Origin of the sequence: Flavobacterium nitrogenifigens (assembly GCF_003254565.1) — a bacterium.
Classification (GTDB): Bacteria; Bacteroidota; Bacteroidia; order Flavobacteriales; family Flavobacteriaceae; genus Flavobacterium; species Flavobacterium nitrogenifigens.
In genome coordinates this window covers 141,997-160,356 of record NZ_QJRI01000169.1, presented here as the reverse complement: position 1 = coordinate 160,356, position 18,360 = coordinate 141,997, and the positions used below count along the sequence as shown (strand labels likewise).

Annotated in this window: 14 protein-coding genes; 8 read left to right on the top strand and 6 right to left on the bottom strand. The window is 35.8% G+C overall.

Translation table 11 applies throughout. The annotated features are described in order from the left end of the window. The 3 genes from DM397_RS07580 to DM397_RS07570 all read left to right on the top strand — a co-directional run. Positions 1-4,006: T9SS type B sorting domain-containing protein (locus DM397_RS07580; protein ID WP_162615473.1), on the top strand; the 4,006-nt coding region annotated here is incomplete at its 5' end. Between the two features lie 51 nt (positions 4,007-4,057). Further along, a complete protein-coding gene (locus tag DM397_RS07575) occupies positions 4,058-4,981 on the top strand; it encodes a PorP/SprF family type IX secretion system membrane protein (RefSeq protein ID WP_111376947.1) in 924 nt (307 codons plus the stop codon). Between the two features lie 12 nt (positions 4,982-4,993). Then, positions 4,994-6,922, top strand: a complete 1,929-nt coding sequence (locus DM397_RS07570; protein WP_111376946.1) for an OmpA family protein — start codon at positions 4,994-4,996, stop codon at positions 6,920-6,922. A 317-nt stretch (positions 6,923-7,239) separates the two neighbouring features. Here the strand turns inward: DM397_RS07570 and DM397_RS07565 are convergent, their stop codons facing one another. From DM397_RS07565 to DM397_RS07540, 5 genes are all read right to left on the bottom strand, one after another. Next, positions 7,240-7,653: a 3-hydroxyacyl-ACP dehydratase FabZ family protein gene (locus tag DM397_RS07565; RefSeq protein WP_111376945.1), complete on the bottom strand. Its 414-nt coding sequence runs from the start codon at positions 7,651-7,653 to the stop codon at positions 7,240-7,242. Positions 7,654-8,777: 1,124 nt separating this feature from the next. Then, positions 8,778-9,005 (bottom strand): hypothetical protein, encoded by a 228-nt coding sequence (locus DM397_RS07560; RefSeq protein WP_111376944.1) that lies wholly within the window; start codon positions 9,003-9,005, stop codon positions 8,778-8,780. Between the two features lie 30 nt (positions 9,006-9,035). Next, the gene (locus tag DM397_RS07555; protein WP_111376943.1) at positions 9,036-9,650 is read right to left on the bottom strand and encodes a GNAT family N-acetyltransferase; all 615 of its coding nucleotides are present in this window, start codon (positions 9,648-9,650) and stop codon (positions 9,036-9,038) included. Positions 9,651-10,054: 404 nt separating this feature from the next. Next, entirely contained in the window at positions 10,055-10,441 is a 387-nt protein-coding gene (locus DM397_RS07545) for a DoxX family protein (RefSeq protein ID WP_111376941.1), read from the bottom strand. Between the two features lie 143 nt (positions 10,442-10,584). Further along, a complete protein-coding gene (locus DM397_RS07540; protein ID WP_111376940.1) occupies positions 10,585-11,598 on the bottom strand; it encodes a zinc-binding alcohol dehydrogenase family protein in 1,014 nt (337 codons plus the stop codon). A gap of 277 nt (positions 11,599-11,875) precedes the next feature. Between DM397_RS07540 and DM397_RS07535 the strand changes: the two genes are divergently transcribed. From DM397_RS07535 to DM397_RS07515, 5 genes are all read left to right on the top strand, one after another. Next, entirely contained in the window at positions 11,876-12,433 is a 558-nt protein-coding gene (locus tag DM397_RS07535; RefSeq protein ID WP_111376939.1) for a GNAT family N-acetyltransferase, read from the top strand. A gap of 7 nt (positions 12,434-12,440) precedes the next feature. After that, the gene (locus tag DM397_RS07530) at positions 12,441-12,875 is read left to right on the top strand and encodes a DoxX family membrane protein (RefSeq protein WP_111376938.1); all 435 of its coding nucleotides are present in this window, start codon (positions 12,441-12,443) and stop codon (positions 12,873-12,875) included. 235 nt (positions 12,876-13,110) lie between these two features. Further along, positions 13,111-13,947, top strand: coding sequence for a sulfite exporter TauE/SafE family protein (locus DM397_RS07525; RefSeq protein ID WP_111376937.1), 837 nt, complete (start codon positions 13,111-13,113; stop codon positions 13,945-13,947). After that, positions 13,934-14,341, top strand: coding sequence for a DUF1634 domain-containing protein (locus DM397_RS07520; RefSeq protein WP_111376936.1), 408 nt, complete (start codon positions 13,934-13,936; stop codon positions 14,339-14,341). The genes DM397_RS07525 and DM397_RS07520 overlap by 14 nt, the downstream gene beginning before the upstream one ends. A gap of 158 nt (positions 14,342-14,499) precedes the next feature. Next, a complete protein-coding gene (locus tag DM397_RS07515) occupies positions 14,500-15,522 on the top strand; it encodes an LLM class flavin-dependent oxidoreductase (RefSeq protein ID WP_111376935.1) in 1,023 nt (340 codons plus the stop codon). A 294-nt stretch (positions 15,523-15,816) separates the two neighbouring features. Here the strand turns inward: DM397_RS07515 and DM397_RS07510 are convergent, their stop codons facing one another. Further along, positions 15,817-18,255, bottom strand: coding sequence for a TonB-dependent receptor (locus DM397_RS07510; RefSeq protein ID WP_111376934.1), 2,439 nt, complete (start codon positions 18,253-18,255; stop codon positions 15,817-15,819). Between the last annotated feature and the right edge of the window lie 105 nt (positions 18,256-18,360).

Below are 18,360 nucleotides of genomic sequence, written 5' to 3'. Positions count from 1 at the left end.
AGCAACAGGTTTATGGACAGTTGGAAATATGGCAATTGCAGCCACTCACACTTTACAGATAACAGCTATAGTGAATGCTACAGGAAATTATGTAAATGTGGCTGAAGTCACCGCAAGCAGCCAGCCCGATCCAGACTCTACTCCAAACAATGGGGTTACAACAGAAGACGATTATGCAACGGCAACAGTCACTCCAAATGCTCAAGTTGCAGATTTATCTTTAACTAAAACAGTAGACAATACAACTCCATTAGTGGGTTCTCCTGTTATTTTTGAAGTAATTGTTACCAATAATGGACCTCAGAATACCACTGGAGTTGAAGTTACCGATTTACTGCCTTCTGGTTATACTATCGCTAATTACAGTGCTACAAAGGGAACTTATAATGCTTCAACAGGTAAATGGATCATAGGTTCGCTAATCAATGGAGATTCACAAGCACTTCGCATAACAGCTGTCGTAAATGCTACAGGAAATTATGTAAATGTGGCTGAAGTAACAGCAAGCAGTCTTCCAGATCCGAATTCAACTCCTGACAATGGAGTTCCTACTGAAAATGATTATGCTACAGCGACTATTACTCCGACAGCACAATCTGCAGATTTATCATTAACAAAAACAGTAAACAATAGCAATCCTCTAGTAGGTTCTTTAGTTACTTTTGAAGTTATTGTAACCAATAACGGGCCTCAAGATACTTCGGGCGTAACAGTTACCGATTTACTTCCAAGTGGTTACACATATTCTAATTTCACTATTTCAACAGGAACCTATAATCCAACGACTGGATTATGGACAGTTGGCAATATGATAAATGGAAAATCAGAGACTTTACAAATTTTAGCTATAGTAAATCCTACAGGAAATTATGTAAACGTAGCCGAAGTAACAGCAAGTGCACTTCCTGATCCAGATTCTACTCCAAACAATGGAGTTACCTCAGAAGACGATTACGCAACGGCAACAGTTACTCCAAACGCGCAAGCAGCAGATTTGTCTTTAACTAAAACAGTAAATAACCTAAGCCCTCTTATAGGCACACAAGTAATTTTTGAAATTGTTGTAACTAATGACGGTCCGCAGAATACAACTGGAGTCGAAGTAACAGATCTACTTTCAAGCGGTTATACTTTCAGCAGCTATTCTGCTACCAAAGGAACTTATAACAAGACTACAGGAAAATGGAACATTGGTTCACTTCTTAACGGTGATTCTCAAGTGCTACAAATAACTGCAGTTGTAAATGCTTCTGGAAATTATGCAAACGTTGCAGAAGTAACCGCTAGCAATCTTCCTGATCCCGATTCTACTCCAAATAATGGAATTGAAAGCGAAGATGATTATGCAACCATTGGCAATAGAGTTGTGCCAACTCAACAGACAGCCGATTTATCACTGACTAAAACAGTTAATAATCCAACTCCCCTTATTGGCACTCCTGTTACTTTTGAAATAATCATTACCAATAAAGGACCAGAAACCACAGCAGGAGTTGAAGTGACAGATTTGCTTCCATCAGGATATACATTCTCTAGTTTTACCGCTACAAAAGGAACTTATAACAATGTAACAGGAAAATGGACGATTGGCTCGTTGATAAATGGCGATTCTCAAACACTTCAATTAACAGCTATTGTAAACGCTTCAGGCAATTATTTAAATACAAGCGAAGTTACAGCAAGCAGTCTTCTTGACCCTAACTCAACTCCAAACAACGGAATTACTACAGAAGATGATTATGCAGAAATAGCAACTGTTCCTGTAGTTCCAATGGCCGATTTATCACTTGTAAAAGCAATAGTTGGCGGTAATTTAAGTCCAATATTTGGAGCAACCGTTACATTTGAAATAACCGTAACAAATAGCGGACCACAAACCGCAACTGGTGTTCAGGTAAAAGACCTTCTGCCAAGTGGTTATGAATATATTGTATATAGCTCTACAGCAGGGCAATATTTTAATAGTACCGGAATCTGGGAAGTCGGAACTATACCAAATGGCGGTTCAGAATCTTTATTAATTGGTGCAAAAATAAATCTAACAGGCGATTATCAAAACATTGCAGAAGTTTATGCATCTAATGAACTGGATCCAGATTCGACACCAAATAATAATGCTAGTGGCGAGGACGACATTAGTTCTGTAATAGTGACTCCTGTTCCTGCCGTTGCAGATCTTTCATTAGAGAAAAAAGTAATTAACAACATACTTACTCCTGCAGTAGGTTCGCAGATATCGTTCTCGATTACAGTAACCAATTCAGGTCCGAGCAATGCCACGGGTGTAACTATAAAAGATGTATTGCCATCTGGGTATGATTACATTTTCTATAATTCTACTTCAGGCCCTTATAATCCTACAACTGGCGAATGGACTCCTGGAATTATACTGCCTGGAAATAGCCATACTTTAATTTTAAATGTTTTTGTAAAAGCTCCAACAGGCACTACAGACGAATATTTAAATATAGCCGAAATCATGACCGCAGATCAGCATGATCCAGATAGTACACCTGGCAACGGAGTTACTACTGAGGATGATTACGACAGTATTTCTGTTACACCAGTTATCGTAATGGCAGATTTATCTATTAAAAAAACAGCTCTTAATCAAGATGCCATTCATGATGTAGGCTCAACGGTAATTTTTACAGTTACTGTTACTAATGATGGCCCTGGAGATGCATCTGGCGTAAGAGTCAAAGACTTGCTGCCACCTGGATTTACGTATCAGACAAGTAGCCCTACAAGTGGTTTATACAACTATATCACAGGTATTTGGAATGTCGGAAATATTCCTACCGGAACAGATCAGTCGCTAGATATTTATACAACAGTGAATAAACCAACAGGCGCAGCAGGCGAATACACAAATATAACCGAGGTTATTGCCAGTAACCTGCCCGATCCTGATTCGACTCCAAATAACGGAGTTACAACAGAAGATGATTATGACAGTTTACAAATTAAAATTGCAGTTGCCGATTTAAGTTTGGAAAAAACAGCCAGCAACAAAAACGCCAATGTAAACGAAGTCGTAACATTTACACTTCAGCTTAATAATGACGGGCCAAGCACTGCTACCGGTGTGGCTGTTGAAGACTTGATACCGCTTGGATTCAAGAATATTTCGAATATCAATAATGGAGGTATCTTCAGCAAAGACATTATAAAATGGGTCGATTTAACCGTTCCTGTAGGTGGTATTACCCTAACATACGAGGCAACTGTAGCCAACCCACTTGGCCTAGAAAATACTGATTATGTTAACATTGCGCAAGTAACTGCCAGCAATCAATTTGATCCAGATTCAACTCCAAATAACGATAACGGAGATCAGAGCGAGGATGATGAAGATTCTGAATTTATCAATGTTCCTTCTACTGATGTAGCCATTAATAAAGAAGTAGATAAAACAGAAGTTCCGATGGATACGCAAGTGACTTTTACCATTACAGCAGAAAATCGAGGTAATATAACTGCCACTAATGTAGAAGTTCAGGATGCATTGCCAAAAGGATATTCATTTGTAAGCTCAACCGTGACTTCTGGTGCTTATAATCCTAAAACAGGCATTTGGAGTATTCCATCGATTAACACTGGAGCGGTCCAAACACTAACATTAACGGTTAAAGTGATTGATTTCAATGATTATCTAAATACAGCACATTTAGTAAAACTAGATCAGATAGATACCAATTCCGCAAACAATCAAGATAGTGCAACCGTTTCGCCAAACTGTCTGAAAATTTACAATGAATTTTCACCAAATGATGATGGACAAAACGATTACTTCTATATCGATTGTATCGAAAGATATCCTGATAATCAGCTGGAGATCTTTAACCGCTGGGGTAATTTGGTTTATTATAAAAAAGGGTATGATAACACCTGGGACGGTAAAGAGGAAAACTCTGCTAAAACACTTCCCGAAGGCACCTATTTCTATATTCTTGATTTAGGAGATGGATCTAAAAAAACCTCTGGATGGCTTTATCTAAAATAAAACCATAAAGGCTTTCAAATTAAGAATAGGATTAACCAAAATATATTGGCTATGATTAAAAATATTAAAAAGGTTTTCACGATAATAAGTATACTTTCAGTATACGGGGCTGTCGCGCAGCAAGACCCTCAGTATACACAATATATGTACAATACGCTTACTGTCAATTCAGCTTACGCAGGTTCGTTAGGGCATCTCGCAATAACTGGAATTTACAGAACACAATGGGTTGGTCTTGAAGGCGCTCCTGACACACAAAGCTTTTCATTGGACACACCTGTGGGAAAAAATGTAGGTCTCGGAATCTCAATTGTAAATGACGAAATTGGGCCAACAGAAGAACAATATTTAGATGCTAATTTCTCATATACCATTAAATCTGGTGAAACGCACAAGCTTTCCTTTGGATTAAAAGGCGGTGGCCGCGTCATCAATATCGACTGGTCTAAAGGAAGCTACAAAGATCCTGATGTTCAATTTCGTGAAAACATCACCAATAAATTCCTGCCTGTTATCGGTGCTGGATTGTACTGGCATGGAGAAAGAGATTATATTGGGCTCTCCGTTCCAAATTTCATGACCCGAGAACGTTATACTTACGATGATATCAGCGAAGATTTGGTCAATCAGAGAATACACGTTTATCTTATTGGAGGTTATGTTTTTGACCTTTCGGCACATACCAAATTCAAACCTGCTGTTTTCCTAAAATATGTAGCCGGCGCTCCAATAATTGCCGATATATCTGCCAATTTTATGTTCAACAATGCTCTAACACTTGGTGTTTCCTATCGTACATCTGATTCTGTTAGCGGTTTGGTCGGAATTCAGATCACACCAATGATTATGGCCGGCTATGCCTACGATTATACTACAACTGCTTTGCAGAACTACAACAGTGGCACACATGAAATCATGCTTCGCTTTGAACTGGTTTCACGCAAAAAAGGACTAAAATCACCAAGATTCTTTTAATACGGATAGTCTATGAAAAGAACAATTACTATACTCGCATTATTGGTTATACAGCTGATTTATTCACAAACCAAAAACAAAACTGCCGATGCGCTTTTTGACAAGATGTATTATGTTGAAGCCGCAAAATCGTATGAGCTTTCCATAAATAATGGAGATGCTTCTAGAGAAACGCTTCAGCGGCTTGGAGATGCTTATTATTTTAATACCAGAATGTCAAGTGCCTCAAAATGGTACGGGAAGCTGATTGCGGATTATCCCAATGAAGTTTCTGCTGAATATCTATTCCGCTATGCCCAGTCTTTACAAGGAATACAGAATTACGAACTTGCGAAAAAATGGATGAAAGCCTTTGCTGAAAAACAAAAATCGACAGACCCAAGAGCTAAGAATTTTTCGCTTAAAAATGTAACTCTAGAAGATATCGAAAACATAAAGCCTTCATTTGTACTCGAAAACTTGGATATCAATTCAGCCTACTCTGATTTTGGTCCGATATTTTACAAAGGTGATTTGGTGTACTCGACCACAATTGATTCTTCTTATTTTAAAACTGAAAAATACGGATGGAATGATCAGCCTTACCTGAATATGCAATTGGGAAAAATTAGCGAAACACAATCAAATGTTACTTTTAAAGAGCGTTTTGCCAAAGATATCACCACCAAATATCATGAAGCCTGCATTGCCTTTTCTCCAGATGAAAAAACGATTTATTTTACCCGAAACAATTACAACGGAAAACTGAAACGTGACAGCAAAGGCATTAATAATCTTAAAATCTTTTCTGCTACAGCCGTAGAAAACAGCAATGGCACAGTTTCTTGGAAAGAGATTCAGGAACTGCCTTTTAACAGCGACGGTTATTCTGTTGGACATCCGTCGGTAAGCAAAGACGGGAAAAAACTGTATTTTGTATCAGATATGCCAGGAACAATTGGTTCTACAGATATTTTTGTAGTGGATATTTTAGGCAACAATCAATTCTCTCAGCCAAAGAATTTAGGTGAAAAAATAAATACCACAGGACGCGAAATGTTTCCATACATCACTGATCAGGCACTATATTTTTCTTCTGACGGATTTTTAGGCTTAGGAGGTCTAGATGTATTCGAAAGCAGAATAAATGACGGTGCTTTTGATGCTCCCGCCAATCTTGGAGCGCCACTAAACAGCAACAGAGATGATTTTGGCTATATTGTAAACGAAACAACCAATAAAGGTTTTGTCTGTTCGAATAGAAAAACCGGAAAAGGCGATGATGATATTTACTCTTTTGAAAGGTCATGCAATCAAGCTATAAGCGGTTACGTTTTTGATGCCATTTCAAACAACAGAATTGCTGGAGCCATGGTAACGCTAAAAAATGCTAATGGAATAAAAGTGGCTGAAACCGTTTCTCAATTGGACGGAAAATACGATTTTAATAACAACGTAAATTGCAATACGCCTTATACGATCGAAGTCTCAAAAGAGAATTACAACAACAATACAAAAGCAATTGTAACAGCAAACAGTTCAGGAAAAACCGAAGCTTTAGTAGGTTTAGATCCAGCTTTGATTGTTCGCGAAAATGGTCTTTTAAAAATAAAAATCGGAATTATTTACTTTGATTTAGACAAATCAGACATCCGCTATGATGCTGCAATAGAACTAAATAAAGTAGTTCTCTTAATGCATCAGTATAACACTGTTGTGATCAAAATTGAATCGCATACCGATTCAAGAGCCAACGATCAATACAATCTCGAATTGTCAGATCGAAGAGCAAAAGCCACAAGAGATTATTTAATTTCTCAAGGAGTTGCTCCCGAAAGAATAGAAAGCGCAATTGGCTACGGAGAGACACAGTTAATCAATAATTGCTCCAACGGAGTGCCGTGTACCGAAGCACAGCATCAAGTCAATCGCCGAAGCGAATTCATCATCACAAAAATGTAAAAAAAAGCTGTCTCGAAAGGACAGCTTTTTTGCTATATGTAATATTCATAAAATTTATTCTTCTGTAAAACCCCAGCGGGGTGAAATATTTATAGAAATACAATATGGCCAATTAAAAAAGCTGCGGAGGAGCAACATATTTCTTAGCTAGACATGTCGCTCCTCCGGAGCTTTTTACTATAAAATTTTATTCCAAGCTATAAATATTTAGCTTCTCAGAAACTTAAAAAAACTAGTTTTAAAAAAACTCTTTTCTAAACATCCACTAAATATTCTACTATCTAGCTTCTCGCTTCTATCGTCTTACTTCTACTCTCTCACTGAAGCTTAACACACATCCACTCACCTTTCATAATCAACCTATCTTCATCAAAAGCTTCACCCGACTGTTTTATGATTTTTTCGCTTGTGCGAATGTTTTTTACCACAAATTTAACGAGTTTATCGAACTCAACACCTCCAAAAAACTCAACCTTGTCTAAGCTAACCAAGCCAAAAACGCCATCTGCAATCCCTAAAAGTTTTATACCTGCACCACCACACTGCGCCATTGCTTCAATTAAAATAGTTCCTGGAACAAAATTAAAATCGGGAAAACTGCCCTGAAGCCAAGCATCTTTTTCTGTAAACGTCTTTAAACCAATGATTGTTTCTGTCGTATAAGAAATAATTTCATCCACAAAAAGGAATGGGGCACGATGCGGAATTAAATCTTCTATTTTTTTAGTCATGATCTGTAATTTTTAACAATGTACGAATCTGAACTGAAATAGACAATATTAAAATTACATCTGTGTTAAAAGCAGGTTAAAATGTTAAAAAATGGGCAGACTCACTTTGGGTTAGCAAAACTATCTACTCTATATGATCACAACATCTTTTTTTATTAATGATTAAACTATTTGCCATTTTTTTCTAGATCGAAACAAACTAAACACACGCAATAAAGGCATTTTTATTCATCCTAACCAACAAAAAAGAGAGAATCAGACAAGATGTCCAAATTAAATATTTAGGCCTTAAAATCATTCTGAAATAACTCAAGCAAATTATCATGGAGTGTAATTCTCTTTAGCAGTATAAATAATGCAAAAATTATTATTCTATTTAAAAATCTTTGGCGTTCAAAAAAACTTTTTTTTCCATTAAGCGTCTTCTTTCTTCAAAGCATTTTTTCCATTTTTTTTTAAAATCTAAAATCTGAAAAAGTGTATGCGAAAACCTTCTTCATTAAGAAAATCTCCAGTTGTCATTCCATACAGATACTAAACTCCATTTTCGAAAAAAAAATGTTGGATCTCCCAATAAATTTGGAGACTCTTTATAACCCGGTTTTTGTCCGTTTCTTTCTCCCGAGAACTACAAACAAAAACACAAACCAGCCTTAACAGACTCAAATATCCTCTCTATTACAACTATTAAACTTTTTGTTTAATTAATTAAATTTAAAAACTAAAAATCAAATAGTTAAATATTAACTATAGAAAACCTCTATAGCGGAAATCATATCAAAAAACAACGATTTTATAGTGAAAAACAATTTTCTGTTTCCTAAAAAAAGATCAAAACTTTCTTCGTTTTAATGCTTCTAAATTTTTAATTTTTCAACTCAAAAAAACTTACTTTTCAACCTAAATTTTGTACAAAGAGACTTCATGACACTTCTCTCCTGTTTTTAAAGTTATTTGAGGAAATTTTAGCTGATTTGATGCACCTGGAGAGTGCAGAATTTCTAAAGCAAAAACGGCAAGACAATCATTTTTAGCACTTGATCTAAAGGTGTTCTTAGTCTATATAATTTTAACATATAAAACTATATTACAAATAATTACACAAAAACACCTAAATAAATACTTTAATAATTTTCTTTTATTGCTACTGTATGAACAAAGCCATCTTCTTTATTAGTATTTAGCCCATAATCGCAATCATAACCTTTTTCGAATTTCAGCTGTTCGTCTTGTTTTTCTATTCTTTCACTAATTTTATGTTTTAATGCAAAATCAAAAGGAGTTTTTTTTACCAATTTCAATTCTCCAATACGAATCAATCTTGATAATCTCTCAATTGAACAATTAGTCAATTACTACCAATATCAAATTGATGTAACAAATTAACTATTAGCGTCAGATTTTTTTGGATCATACAGCATAGCAGTACACAAACAGTTTTTTCTTTCCTTGCTTAATAAAATCGGGCAATTGATGCAGCTTTTACAGTTCTCCCAAAAAAGCTCATCATTTGGTAATTCTAGATAGGTTACGGGTTCAAAACCAAGATCATGATTCATTTTCATAACGGCAAGACCTGTCGTTAAGCTAAAAACAAGTGCTTCTGGGTATTTTTTACGGCTTAATTCAAAGGTTTTTCTTTTTATTCTTTTGGCTAAGCCAGTGTGTCTAAACTCAGGGGCAACAATTAATCCAGAATTAGAAACATATCTTCCGTTTTCCCAAGAAGAAATAAAAGCAAAACCTGCCCATTTTCCATCTGGCGTAAATGCAATAATAGCTTCTCCTTCTTTTATTTTTTTCTCGAGTAATTCTGGTGGTCGTCCTGAAATCCCAGTTCCACGGGCTTTGGCAGATAACAATGTCTCTTCACAAATATCATTTATATAGAAAACATGCTTAATCGTTGCCTCTTCAATAATAAAATCATACGAGTCACTAACTTTCTCATCAGAAGAAAAAACAGCTATTTCTCTCCTATCCTGAATGGTTTTCATACTATGGCACTAAACTATTTTAGCTATAAGCATTACAGTAATAAAAAGAACTACCGTAAACACCATTAAGTTGACAAATCGATCTTTGTTTCGTCTAGATTTATTTGAAAAATACGTTTTTGTGATCTCTTTATTTCTTTTGTTACTTGTTTTCATATTCTTTTAAATATTTTATAATTAAAGGCTCGTTTAATAATCCGTAACATAAAAACAAAAGGCATGCCACAGCAACTAAGACCACAATAACACCCTCATTATAAAACAAATAATAAAAATAAACTTTAGTCAATTTATAAAAGCTTATCAAAATGATAAGATGATACATTCAAAATGAAAGGCATAAAATAAAAAAAGCTCTAAATCGAAATTTAGAGCTTTCTTTGTTTTATATAATTGCCAGCAAATTAATCCCACTGACTGTTTTTAGAAACGGCATATTTACCCGCTCCAGTAAAGAACAATGCAAGAGCGCCAAAAAGATAAAGCATTAACAATTCTAAAGCATAACCGCCATGCTCACTAATTGAGAAAACCTCCTGAGCATGCGCCGTTGCAACTGCCACTACACAAGTTATTGCCAAAAGAACTGCTGCAATTCTAGTTCTGAATCCCAATAAAATGGCAATTGGAGCTAAAACTTCGCCAATGTAAACCGCATAACCAAATGCGCCCATGTTTTCGACAAGGAAGGAAATTCCGTGAATCAGTTTAGAAACACCGTGAAAAAGCATTAATCCACCAGTACTTAAACGCAATAGCAATAATCCAAGGTCTGTGTTTTTTGAAATCATAAATAATTTTGTTTAGGTTAAAAATTTATATTCAATTGGGTTTGTAAGCCGACGAAAATACAAAATTTTCTTATTTAAAAAACAATATTATTTAAAACAATTCCAAATAGTCTTTTCAACCATTACTAACTCCATTTTAAGCTTTACAGCTTAATGGCAATCTTTCCAATTGTCTTTCCTGATTCCAAAAGTTCATGTGCTTTCTTTAGGTTTTCGGCTGTAAGTCCGTGTAGTGTCGTGTTCAAAGTTGTCTTTAAGATACTGTCATCCAGCAAATCTGCTACAATATTCAAGATGTTATGCTGTTCTACCATGTCTTCTGTTTGGTACATAGATCGCGTATACATTAATTCCCAAGAAAAAGAAACACTTTTGCTTTTCAGTTTGGTTAATGCAACAAGATCGCTGCTTCCTGTAATTGAGGCAATATGACCTTGTGGTTTAATCAATTCAACCATTGTATCCCAATAAGCATTGGTATCTACAAAATCTAAAATAAAGTCAACATACTCAAAACCAGCTTCTCGCACAGAAGAAACCAAATCTTTATGATCAACAACAAAATCTGCTCCCTGCTTTTTGCACCATTCTATTGTTTCAAGACGCGACGCTGTTGCAATAACGGTTAAACCCGCAATTTTCTTGGCCAATTGAATCGCAATCGAGCCCACTCCTCCTGCTCCGCCAATAATCAAAATCGATTTTCCTTTATCTTTATCAGCCGTAATTCTGATTCTGTCAAATAGAATTTCCCAAGCAGTTAAAGCCGTTAACGGAATTGCAGCTGATTCTTCCACACTTAATGATTTAGGCTTTCTGCCCACAATTCTTTCATCAATAATCTGATATTCGGCATTGCTTCCCTGTTTGGTAATATCTCCAGCATAATAAACAGGATCTCCCACTTCAAACAAAGTAACGTCTTGTCCGACTGCCTGAACAATTCCGACAGCGTCCCAGCCAATGATTTTTGGAGTTTCTAAAACAGTATCTTTTGCGCTATTCTGGCGAATCTTAAAATCGACGGGATTTACTGAAATCGCGTCAATTTTAACTAATAAATCATGTGGCCCTGGAATTGGTTTTACGGCTTCAAATTCGATAAAACTTTCTGGGTTTTCTATGGGTAATGATGTTTTAAATCCTATTGCTTTCATTTCTTTTTAATGTTTAAATTAAAACTATATTACAAATATAAGGCGAGTTGAAATCTCTTAATTGGTATATATTGAGCGTATATTTGTATATTTTCTTCAAAAGATACTATCCCGATGGCTATCGGGACTAAGTTGCTGAGAGGCTAAGTTTTTTTGCGCAAAGCTTTAGATCAATCCCTATGTGTATTTTAAACTAGTGAAACGTCTTTCAGCACAAAGAAAAACTATGTTTCTATGTGTTTAAATAAAGCCTTAAATTTGCTAAAAATACTACACTATGAATATAAGAAAAGCCGAAAAATCAGACTCAAAATATATTGCTCCCATATTATTATTAGCGATGGAAGATATCATTTACAAGTTTATAGCAAAGGAAGATTACGCTTCCGCGAAAGACTTCCTGCAATATTTCGTTGAAAGTGAGAACAATCAATATTCTTATCAAAACTGTTTTGTGGCTGAGGAAAACAGCGAAATTATTGGTGCAGTAAATATTTATAACGGTGCAGACATTGAAGAATTACGTGCTCCGATAGTCGAATATGTTCGAAAACACCATAATCCAGAATTCGACCCAGAATTGGAAACACGCGCTGGAGAGTATTACATTGACTCTTTAGGTGTGAATCCGAAACATCAGGGAAAAGGAATTGGTTCTCAATTATTGCAATTTTTGATTGATAAATACGTTCATAAAAATAAAGAGGTTTTAGGTCTACTGGTTGAAGAAGACAATCCGAGTGCAAAAAAACTGTATTTAAAGCTTGGTTTTAAAGTAGTTGGAAACAAAACTTTGGTTAAGAAGAACCTGGAACATCTTCAAATCAAAAATTAATTATAGAATGAAAAACATCACAATATTAGAAGCAGGTTTAATTTTAAGAATAGTTTTAGGAATCACAATGCTTTCGGCCGTAGCAGACCGATTTGGAGTTTGGGGCGCACCGGGATCTCACCAAGTCGCCTGGGGAAATTGGGAAAACTTTGTCATCTACACACAAACCCTAAATTCTTTTGCCAACAAAGCCACAGCAGAAATTCTGGCAGGAATTGCCACTTTCTTTGAAGTTTTACTGAGTCTTCTACTATTATTTGGTTTCAAAACGAGACTTGCCGCTTTAGGAACTACTATTTTAATGTTCTTTTTTGCTTTTGCCATGTCGGTTTCGGTTTCAGTAAAAGCGCCTCTAGACTATTCGGTTTGGACAAGTTGTGCGGCGGCTTTACTATTGGCGAATATTGGTAAAACATCTTTTGCGGTTGATAATCGCATATAGTTTATGGTTTATGGTTTATAGTTTATAGTTTATGGTTTATAGTTTATAGTTTATGGTTGATGGTTGATGGCTACCTAAAAACTTTGCAGAAGTTAATTGCAACAAAAAAATAACGATCAACTACAAACCAAAAACCATAAACTACAAACTATCAACCACAAACATTTTTAAGGTATATTTAAGTTCATGAACAAATATGTATTCGTAAATTAGCAAATACAAAAACATATCTTAAATGACAATACTTACCTTTACGCTTATAATGATTCTGGGAGCCTTTTTGGCTGGATTTATCGGTTCATTATCAGGCTTGGGAGGCGGTATCATTATTATTCCGCTTCTTACGATTATTCTCGGTGTCGATATTCATTATGCCATTGGAGCCGCTTTGGTTTCTGTTATCGCCACTTCTTCAGGCTCTGCAGCCGCTTATGTAAAAGAAGGGATTACTAATATGAGAATGGGCATTTTTCTTGAAATCGCCACCACTATCGGAGCAGTTTGCGGTGCATTGCTCTCTACTATTGCCCCTACTTCATTTATAGCCGTTTTATTCGGTTTAACGCTTATTTTCTCTGCTATCAATTCGCTTCGAAAAAAAGAAGAACATATTGTTTTAGAATCTAGTCCTTTGGCTAAAAAATTAAAATTAGACGGAACTTATCCTACTCACGATGGCGAAGTTGTCAAATACGGAACTAAAAACGTAATTGGAGGTTTTAGTATGATGGGAGTTGCCGGAATGATGTCTGGATTACTCGGAATTGGTTCTGGCGCTTTTAAAGTAATTGCAATGGACAATATTATGCGTGTTCCGTTTAAAGTTTCAACCACAACCAGTAATTTTATGATGGGCGTTACAGCAATGGCGAGTTCTGTAATTTATATTCAAAAAGGATATATTGAGCCAGGAATCTGTATGCCGGTTGTGATTGGAGTTTTGTTTGGAGCTATGGCTGGAGCCAAAATCTTAGTACGAACAAATCCGAAGAAATTGAGAATATTTTTTGCCTGCCTGATTTTTGTTTTGGCAATAAACATGATTTATAACGGACTAAATGGAAAAATCTAATATGGTACAGGAAGAAAAATTTGGAGAAAAAGATTTTCAAACGATCATAGGGAATTTGCTTCGTTACGGAGTATGGATTTCGCTATCAGTAGCTTTTATTGGCGGAATTGTTTATTTGCTTCATAACGGAAATCAGATTGAGGATTATTCTGTTTTTAAAGAAAATGACCGAAATATATTTGAAGTAATTGCGGCTGTTTACAACGGTGCAATTCAAGGAAATGGTGAATCATTAATATTTACAGGAATTATTTTCCTGTTCATGACACCCGTTTTACGTGTGCTGCTTTCGCTGTTTTCATTTTTATTGGAAAAAGATTACTTATACGTTGGGATTACATTGATTGTAATCATGATTATCATTATTAGTATTTCATTTGGTTTCTCACATTAATTGGCTGTAAGCTATAGGCTATAAGCTTCAAAATGCCTAAAGCTTAAAGCCTATTGCCTAAAGCAAAAAAATAATATCGCTCTAGGCTATAAGCTGTAGGCTTTAGGCTTTCTAAAACTGCTTACAGCTTATAGCGTAAAGCTTAAAGCTAAAAAGATATGGAAATAGGAATAGACAGTTTTGCTTCGGCAATGTATGGCGATAACAATACTCTGAGCAGTGTTGATGCTATGGAACAGCTACTGCAGCGAATTGAATTTGCAGATCAGGCTGGTCTTGATGTTTTCGGAATTGGAGAACATCATAAAAAAGAGTTTTTAGATTCTGCTACGGCTGTTATTTTGAGTGCGGCGGCGGCAAGGACAAAAAACATCCGACTGACAAGTGCTGTAACCGTTTTAAGCGCTGCAGATCCTGTTAGGGTTTATCAAAGTTTTGCGACTTTAGATTTAATTTCAAAAGGAAGAACTGAAATTGTTGTCGGAAGAGGATCTGCCATTGAAGCTTATCCCCTTTTTGGATATGATTTGAGAGATTATGATGCTCTTTTTAAAGAAAAGCTAGAACTGCTTCTTCAAATTAGAGATAATGAATTTGTTTCTTGGGAAGGAAAATTTCGTCCTGCTTTAGATAATTTACCAGTTTACCCAAGAGCTTTACAAGAAAAATTGCCCATATGGCTTGGCGTTGGAGGAACTCCTGAATCTTTTATAAGAGCTGGGTCATTAGGACTTCCGTTAATGGTTGCCGTAATTGGCGGACAAACACATCGTTTTAAACCTTTAGTCGATTTATATCGTGAAGCTGGAAAAGCTGCAGGTTATAAACCTAATGAATTAAAAGTAGGTTTGCATTCGCCAGGATATGTGGGCAGCACAACAGAAAAAGCAATCGAAGAATACTATCCTGGTTACGCCGAATTATGGACAAAATTAGGATACGAAAGAGGCTGGCCTCCTGTAACCAAAGGCAAATTTGACGGTTTAATTGATAATTTAGGCGTTTTAATTGTCGGAGGTCCGGAAAGAGCGGCAGAGAAAATCCTTCGTCACAGTGAAGCGCTTGGAGGCGTAGATCGATTTACTTTCCAAATGGATAATGCTGGTTTGACGCACAAACAATTAATGAATGCGATTGAATTGATTGGGGCAAAATTGATTCCTTTGATTAAAAAAGGATAAATTGTTGATCTCGCAATCCCGATAGCTATCGGGAGCTAAGAGCAGAACCTTTTTTTAAAGCCACTCCCGATAGCTATCGGGATACACAGATTAAAAGGATTTTTTTTTAAAATTGAATAGCATCCAGCTTAAGCTGGATGGAAATATAAAACAAAATAAAAGGCTTTAGCCAAACATCACTAGTTTGGCTAAAGCCTTTTTTTAATCTTTATTTGTCACCACCAGTTAAAACTGGAGGCAATTCATAAAAATATAGATTTTCAAACCTTTGCCTTAGCATCTCAGAACCTTTACTTACAATTTATATGTCACACCAACTCTAAAGTTTCTTGGTGCTTCAGTCTGCCAGTAGTAAGCACTTAACCAGCTGTAGTACGAACCGCTGTAAAGATATCTGTCTAAAATATTGAATACGTTTGCTGTAACTTTAATTTTGCCTTTTTCATAAGATAGCCCTCCATCTAGTTTAAAATACGTTGGAAGCTGCACAACTCCTGGACTCCAAGTATCAGTCTGGCGTCCGTCAAGGAAAGTTCCTCCAATAGAAGCACCAAAACCTTTTAGTTTACCATTTTGAAGCGTATAATTCAACCAAGCATTTGCGGTGTGTTTAGCATAACCTGGCACAATATCCCCCACGTTAATGCCATTAGCTTCAGAAACATCTGGATCAACTTTAGTTACAGTTGACTCTGTAAACGCATAATTTGCAATAAGATTTAAGCCATCAAAGATTTTTCCTCTGACATCAAATTCAACACCACGCGCTCTTTTTTCACCTAGAACTATTTTATACTGTTCATTTGGCTGATTTTTAGGATCTGCTGTTAGCTCATTTTTCTTTAAGATATTGTAAACCGATAAACTTGTATTCCAAGAACCGTCAAACCAATCTTTTTTAAGTCCAAATTCAACATTATTTCCAGTAAGAGGTTTTACATCACCACTTCTCACTACCCCAGATTGAGGTGTAAAAGCTTGATCATATAACCCATAAACTGCAAAATCATCAGTAATAGAATAACTTAAACCAGCACGAGGCGTAATATGACTATCCTCAATTGGTTCTGCTTCATAGCTGCTAGTTTGGCTAATCCAAGTATATCTTGCGGCAAGAGTCAACCTCAATCTATTTTCAAGAAAACCAAGTTCATCCTGCACATATCCAGCCGCATACTTCGAACCATAAAGTCCGCCAGCTCTTTGGCTTAAAGGAGTATCGTGATCAAATTGCGGCAAACCATTTGAAGGCGTACCATAATTTGGATTGTAAACATTAAACGGATTAGCATAAGTGTCCAAATCATGCGATTGTCCCCAATCTGCCATATAATCTTTGCTTCCTAAATCTACTCCACCCAATACTTTATGAGAAACATTTCCAGTACTGAATTTTCCATTCAAAAAGATTTGTCCTAAATACATATTGCTCTCTGCATCCCAAATACCAACATTTCTAATAATATCTCCTTTATCAAGAAAAACATCTGGAATCTTGTCTCCATCCGTATCTATTTCAGCTGGTCCAACTAAACTTGGCCAAGAGCTGTATCCTTGCTGAATATACTTAAAATAAGACGTTTGAGCTGTAAGCTTCCAATTTTCGTCAAACTTATGTTCAAACTGAAGATAACCGCTATGATCTTGAATGTTTGTATCAGGCAATCCTGGCTGTGTCATTGTAAAATTGCGAGGTAAAGTTGCATATCCGTCAGATTTAGGTCCGAAAACGTAGTAAGAACCTACTTCTGTCATATTTGCATATTGAAAATTATATTCGGCAGTAATTTTCGTTTTATCGTCAATCTGATACGAAATTACAGGTGCAATTACATAACGATTATTATGTTCAAATGGACGATGCGATCCTTTTTGCTGAGCTGCTCCGTTGAATCTATATAATAATTTTCCTTTTTTATCTAACTTTCCGTCAAAGTCAACACTAACCCTATAAAAATCATAGCTTCCGCCAAGTACACTTACTTCGCCTTTACTTACTCCCGTTGGTTTTTTAGTCACCACGTTGTACAATCCGCTTGGATCTCCGCTTGAAAGCATAAAACCAGCAGGTCCTTTTACAAACTCAATATGATCTACAAAACTCATGTCTTCTGTTAATGGTCCCCAGAAAGAAGAAACCACATTAAAACCATTTCTAAAAGCCTGAATTTGAGAACCTCTCATGGTAATATTGGTATACAAATCTCCCCAGTGCTCCAAACGAACAGCACCACTCACATTACGGATTACACCATCGCTCATACTTGTAATCTGCTGATCTTTTAAAGTTTGGCCACTTACAATTTGTATATTTTGAGGAATTTCTAAAACTGGAGTCTGAAGACGTAATGACAATGAAGGTTTATCTTGCTTGTATTTGTTCTTTTTAATTACCACTTCGTCAAGATCTTCCTGACTTTCTGAAAGAGAAAAATTCTTAGTCGTGGTTTGTTTAGAATTTACTACAATTTTATCTTCAATAGACTGAATTCCTACTCCATTTAATACGATAGTGTATGTTCCCGGTTTTACATTTTTAATTTCGTAATGTCCTGAAACAGTTGTAATATCTGAATATTTTGTTCCTTTTAAAGCTACAGCTATATTTTCTGCTGGTTTATTGCCACTCAAAGAAACTTTCCCATTTACAGTTCCAAGCTGTTGAGCCATCATATTGAATGAGCTCAAAAGCAGCATAAAAAAATAAACTTTGGCATTCATAATTATTTTCATTTGGTTTTGATTTTAAATTGAGCGACAAAAGTATATGCTAATCTTAACATTTCCAAATTATTTTAATTCGTTCTAAATAAATATAATTAATTATAGTAAATCAGT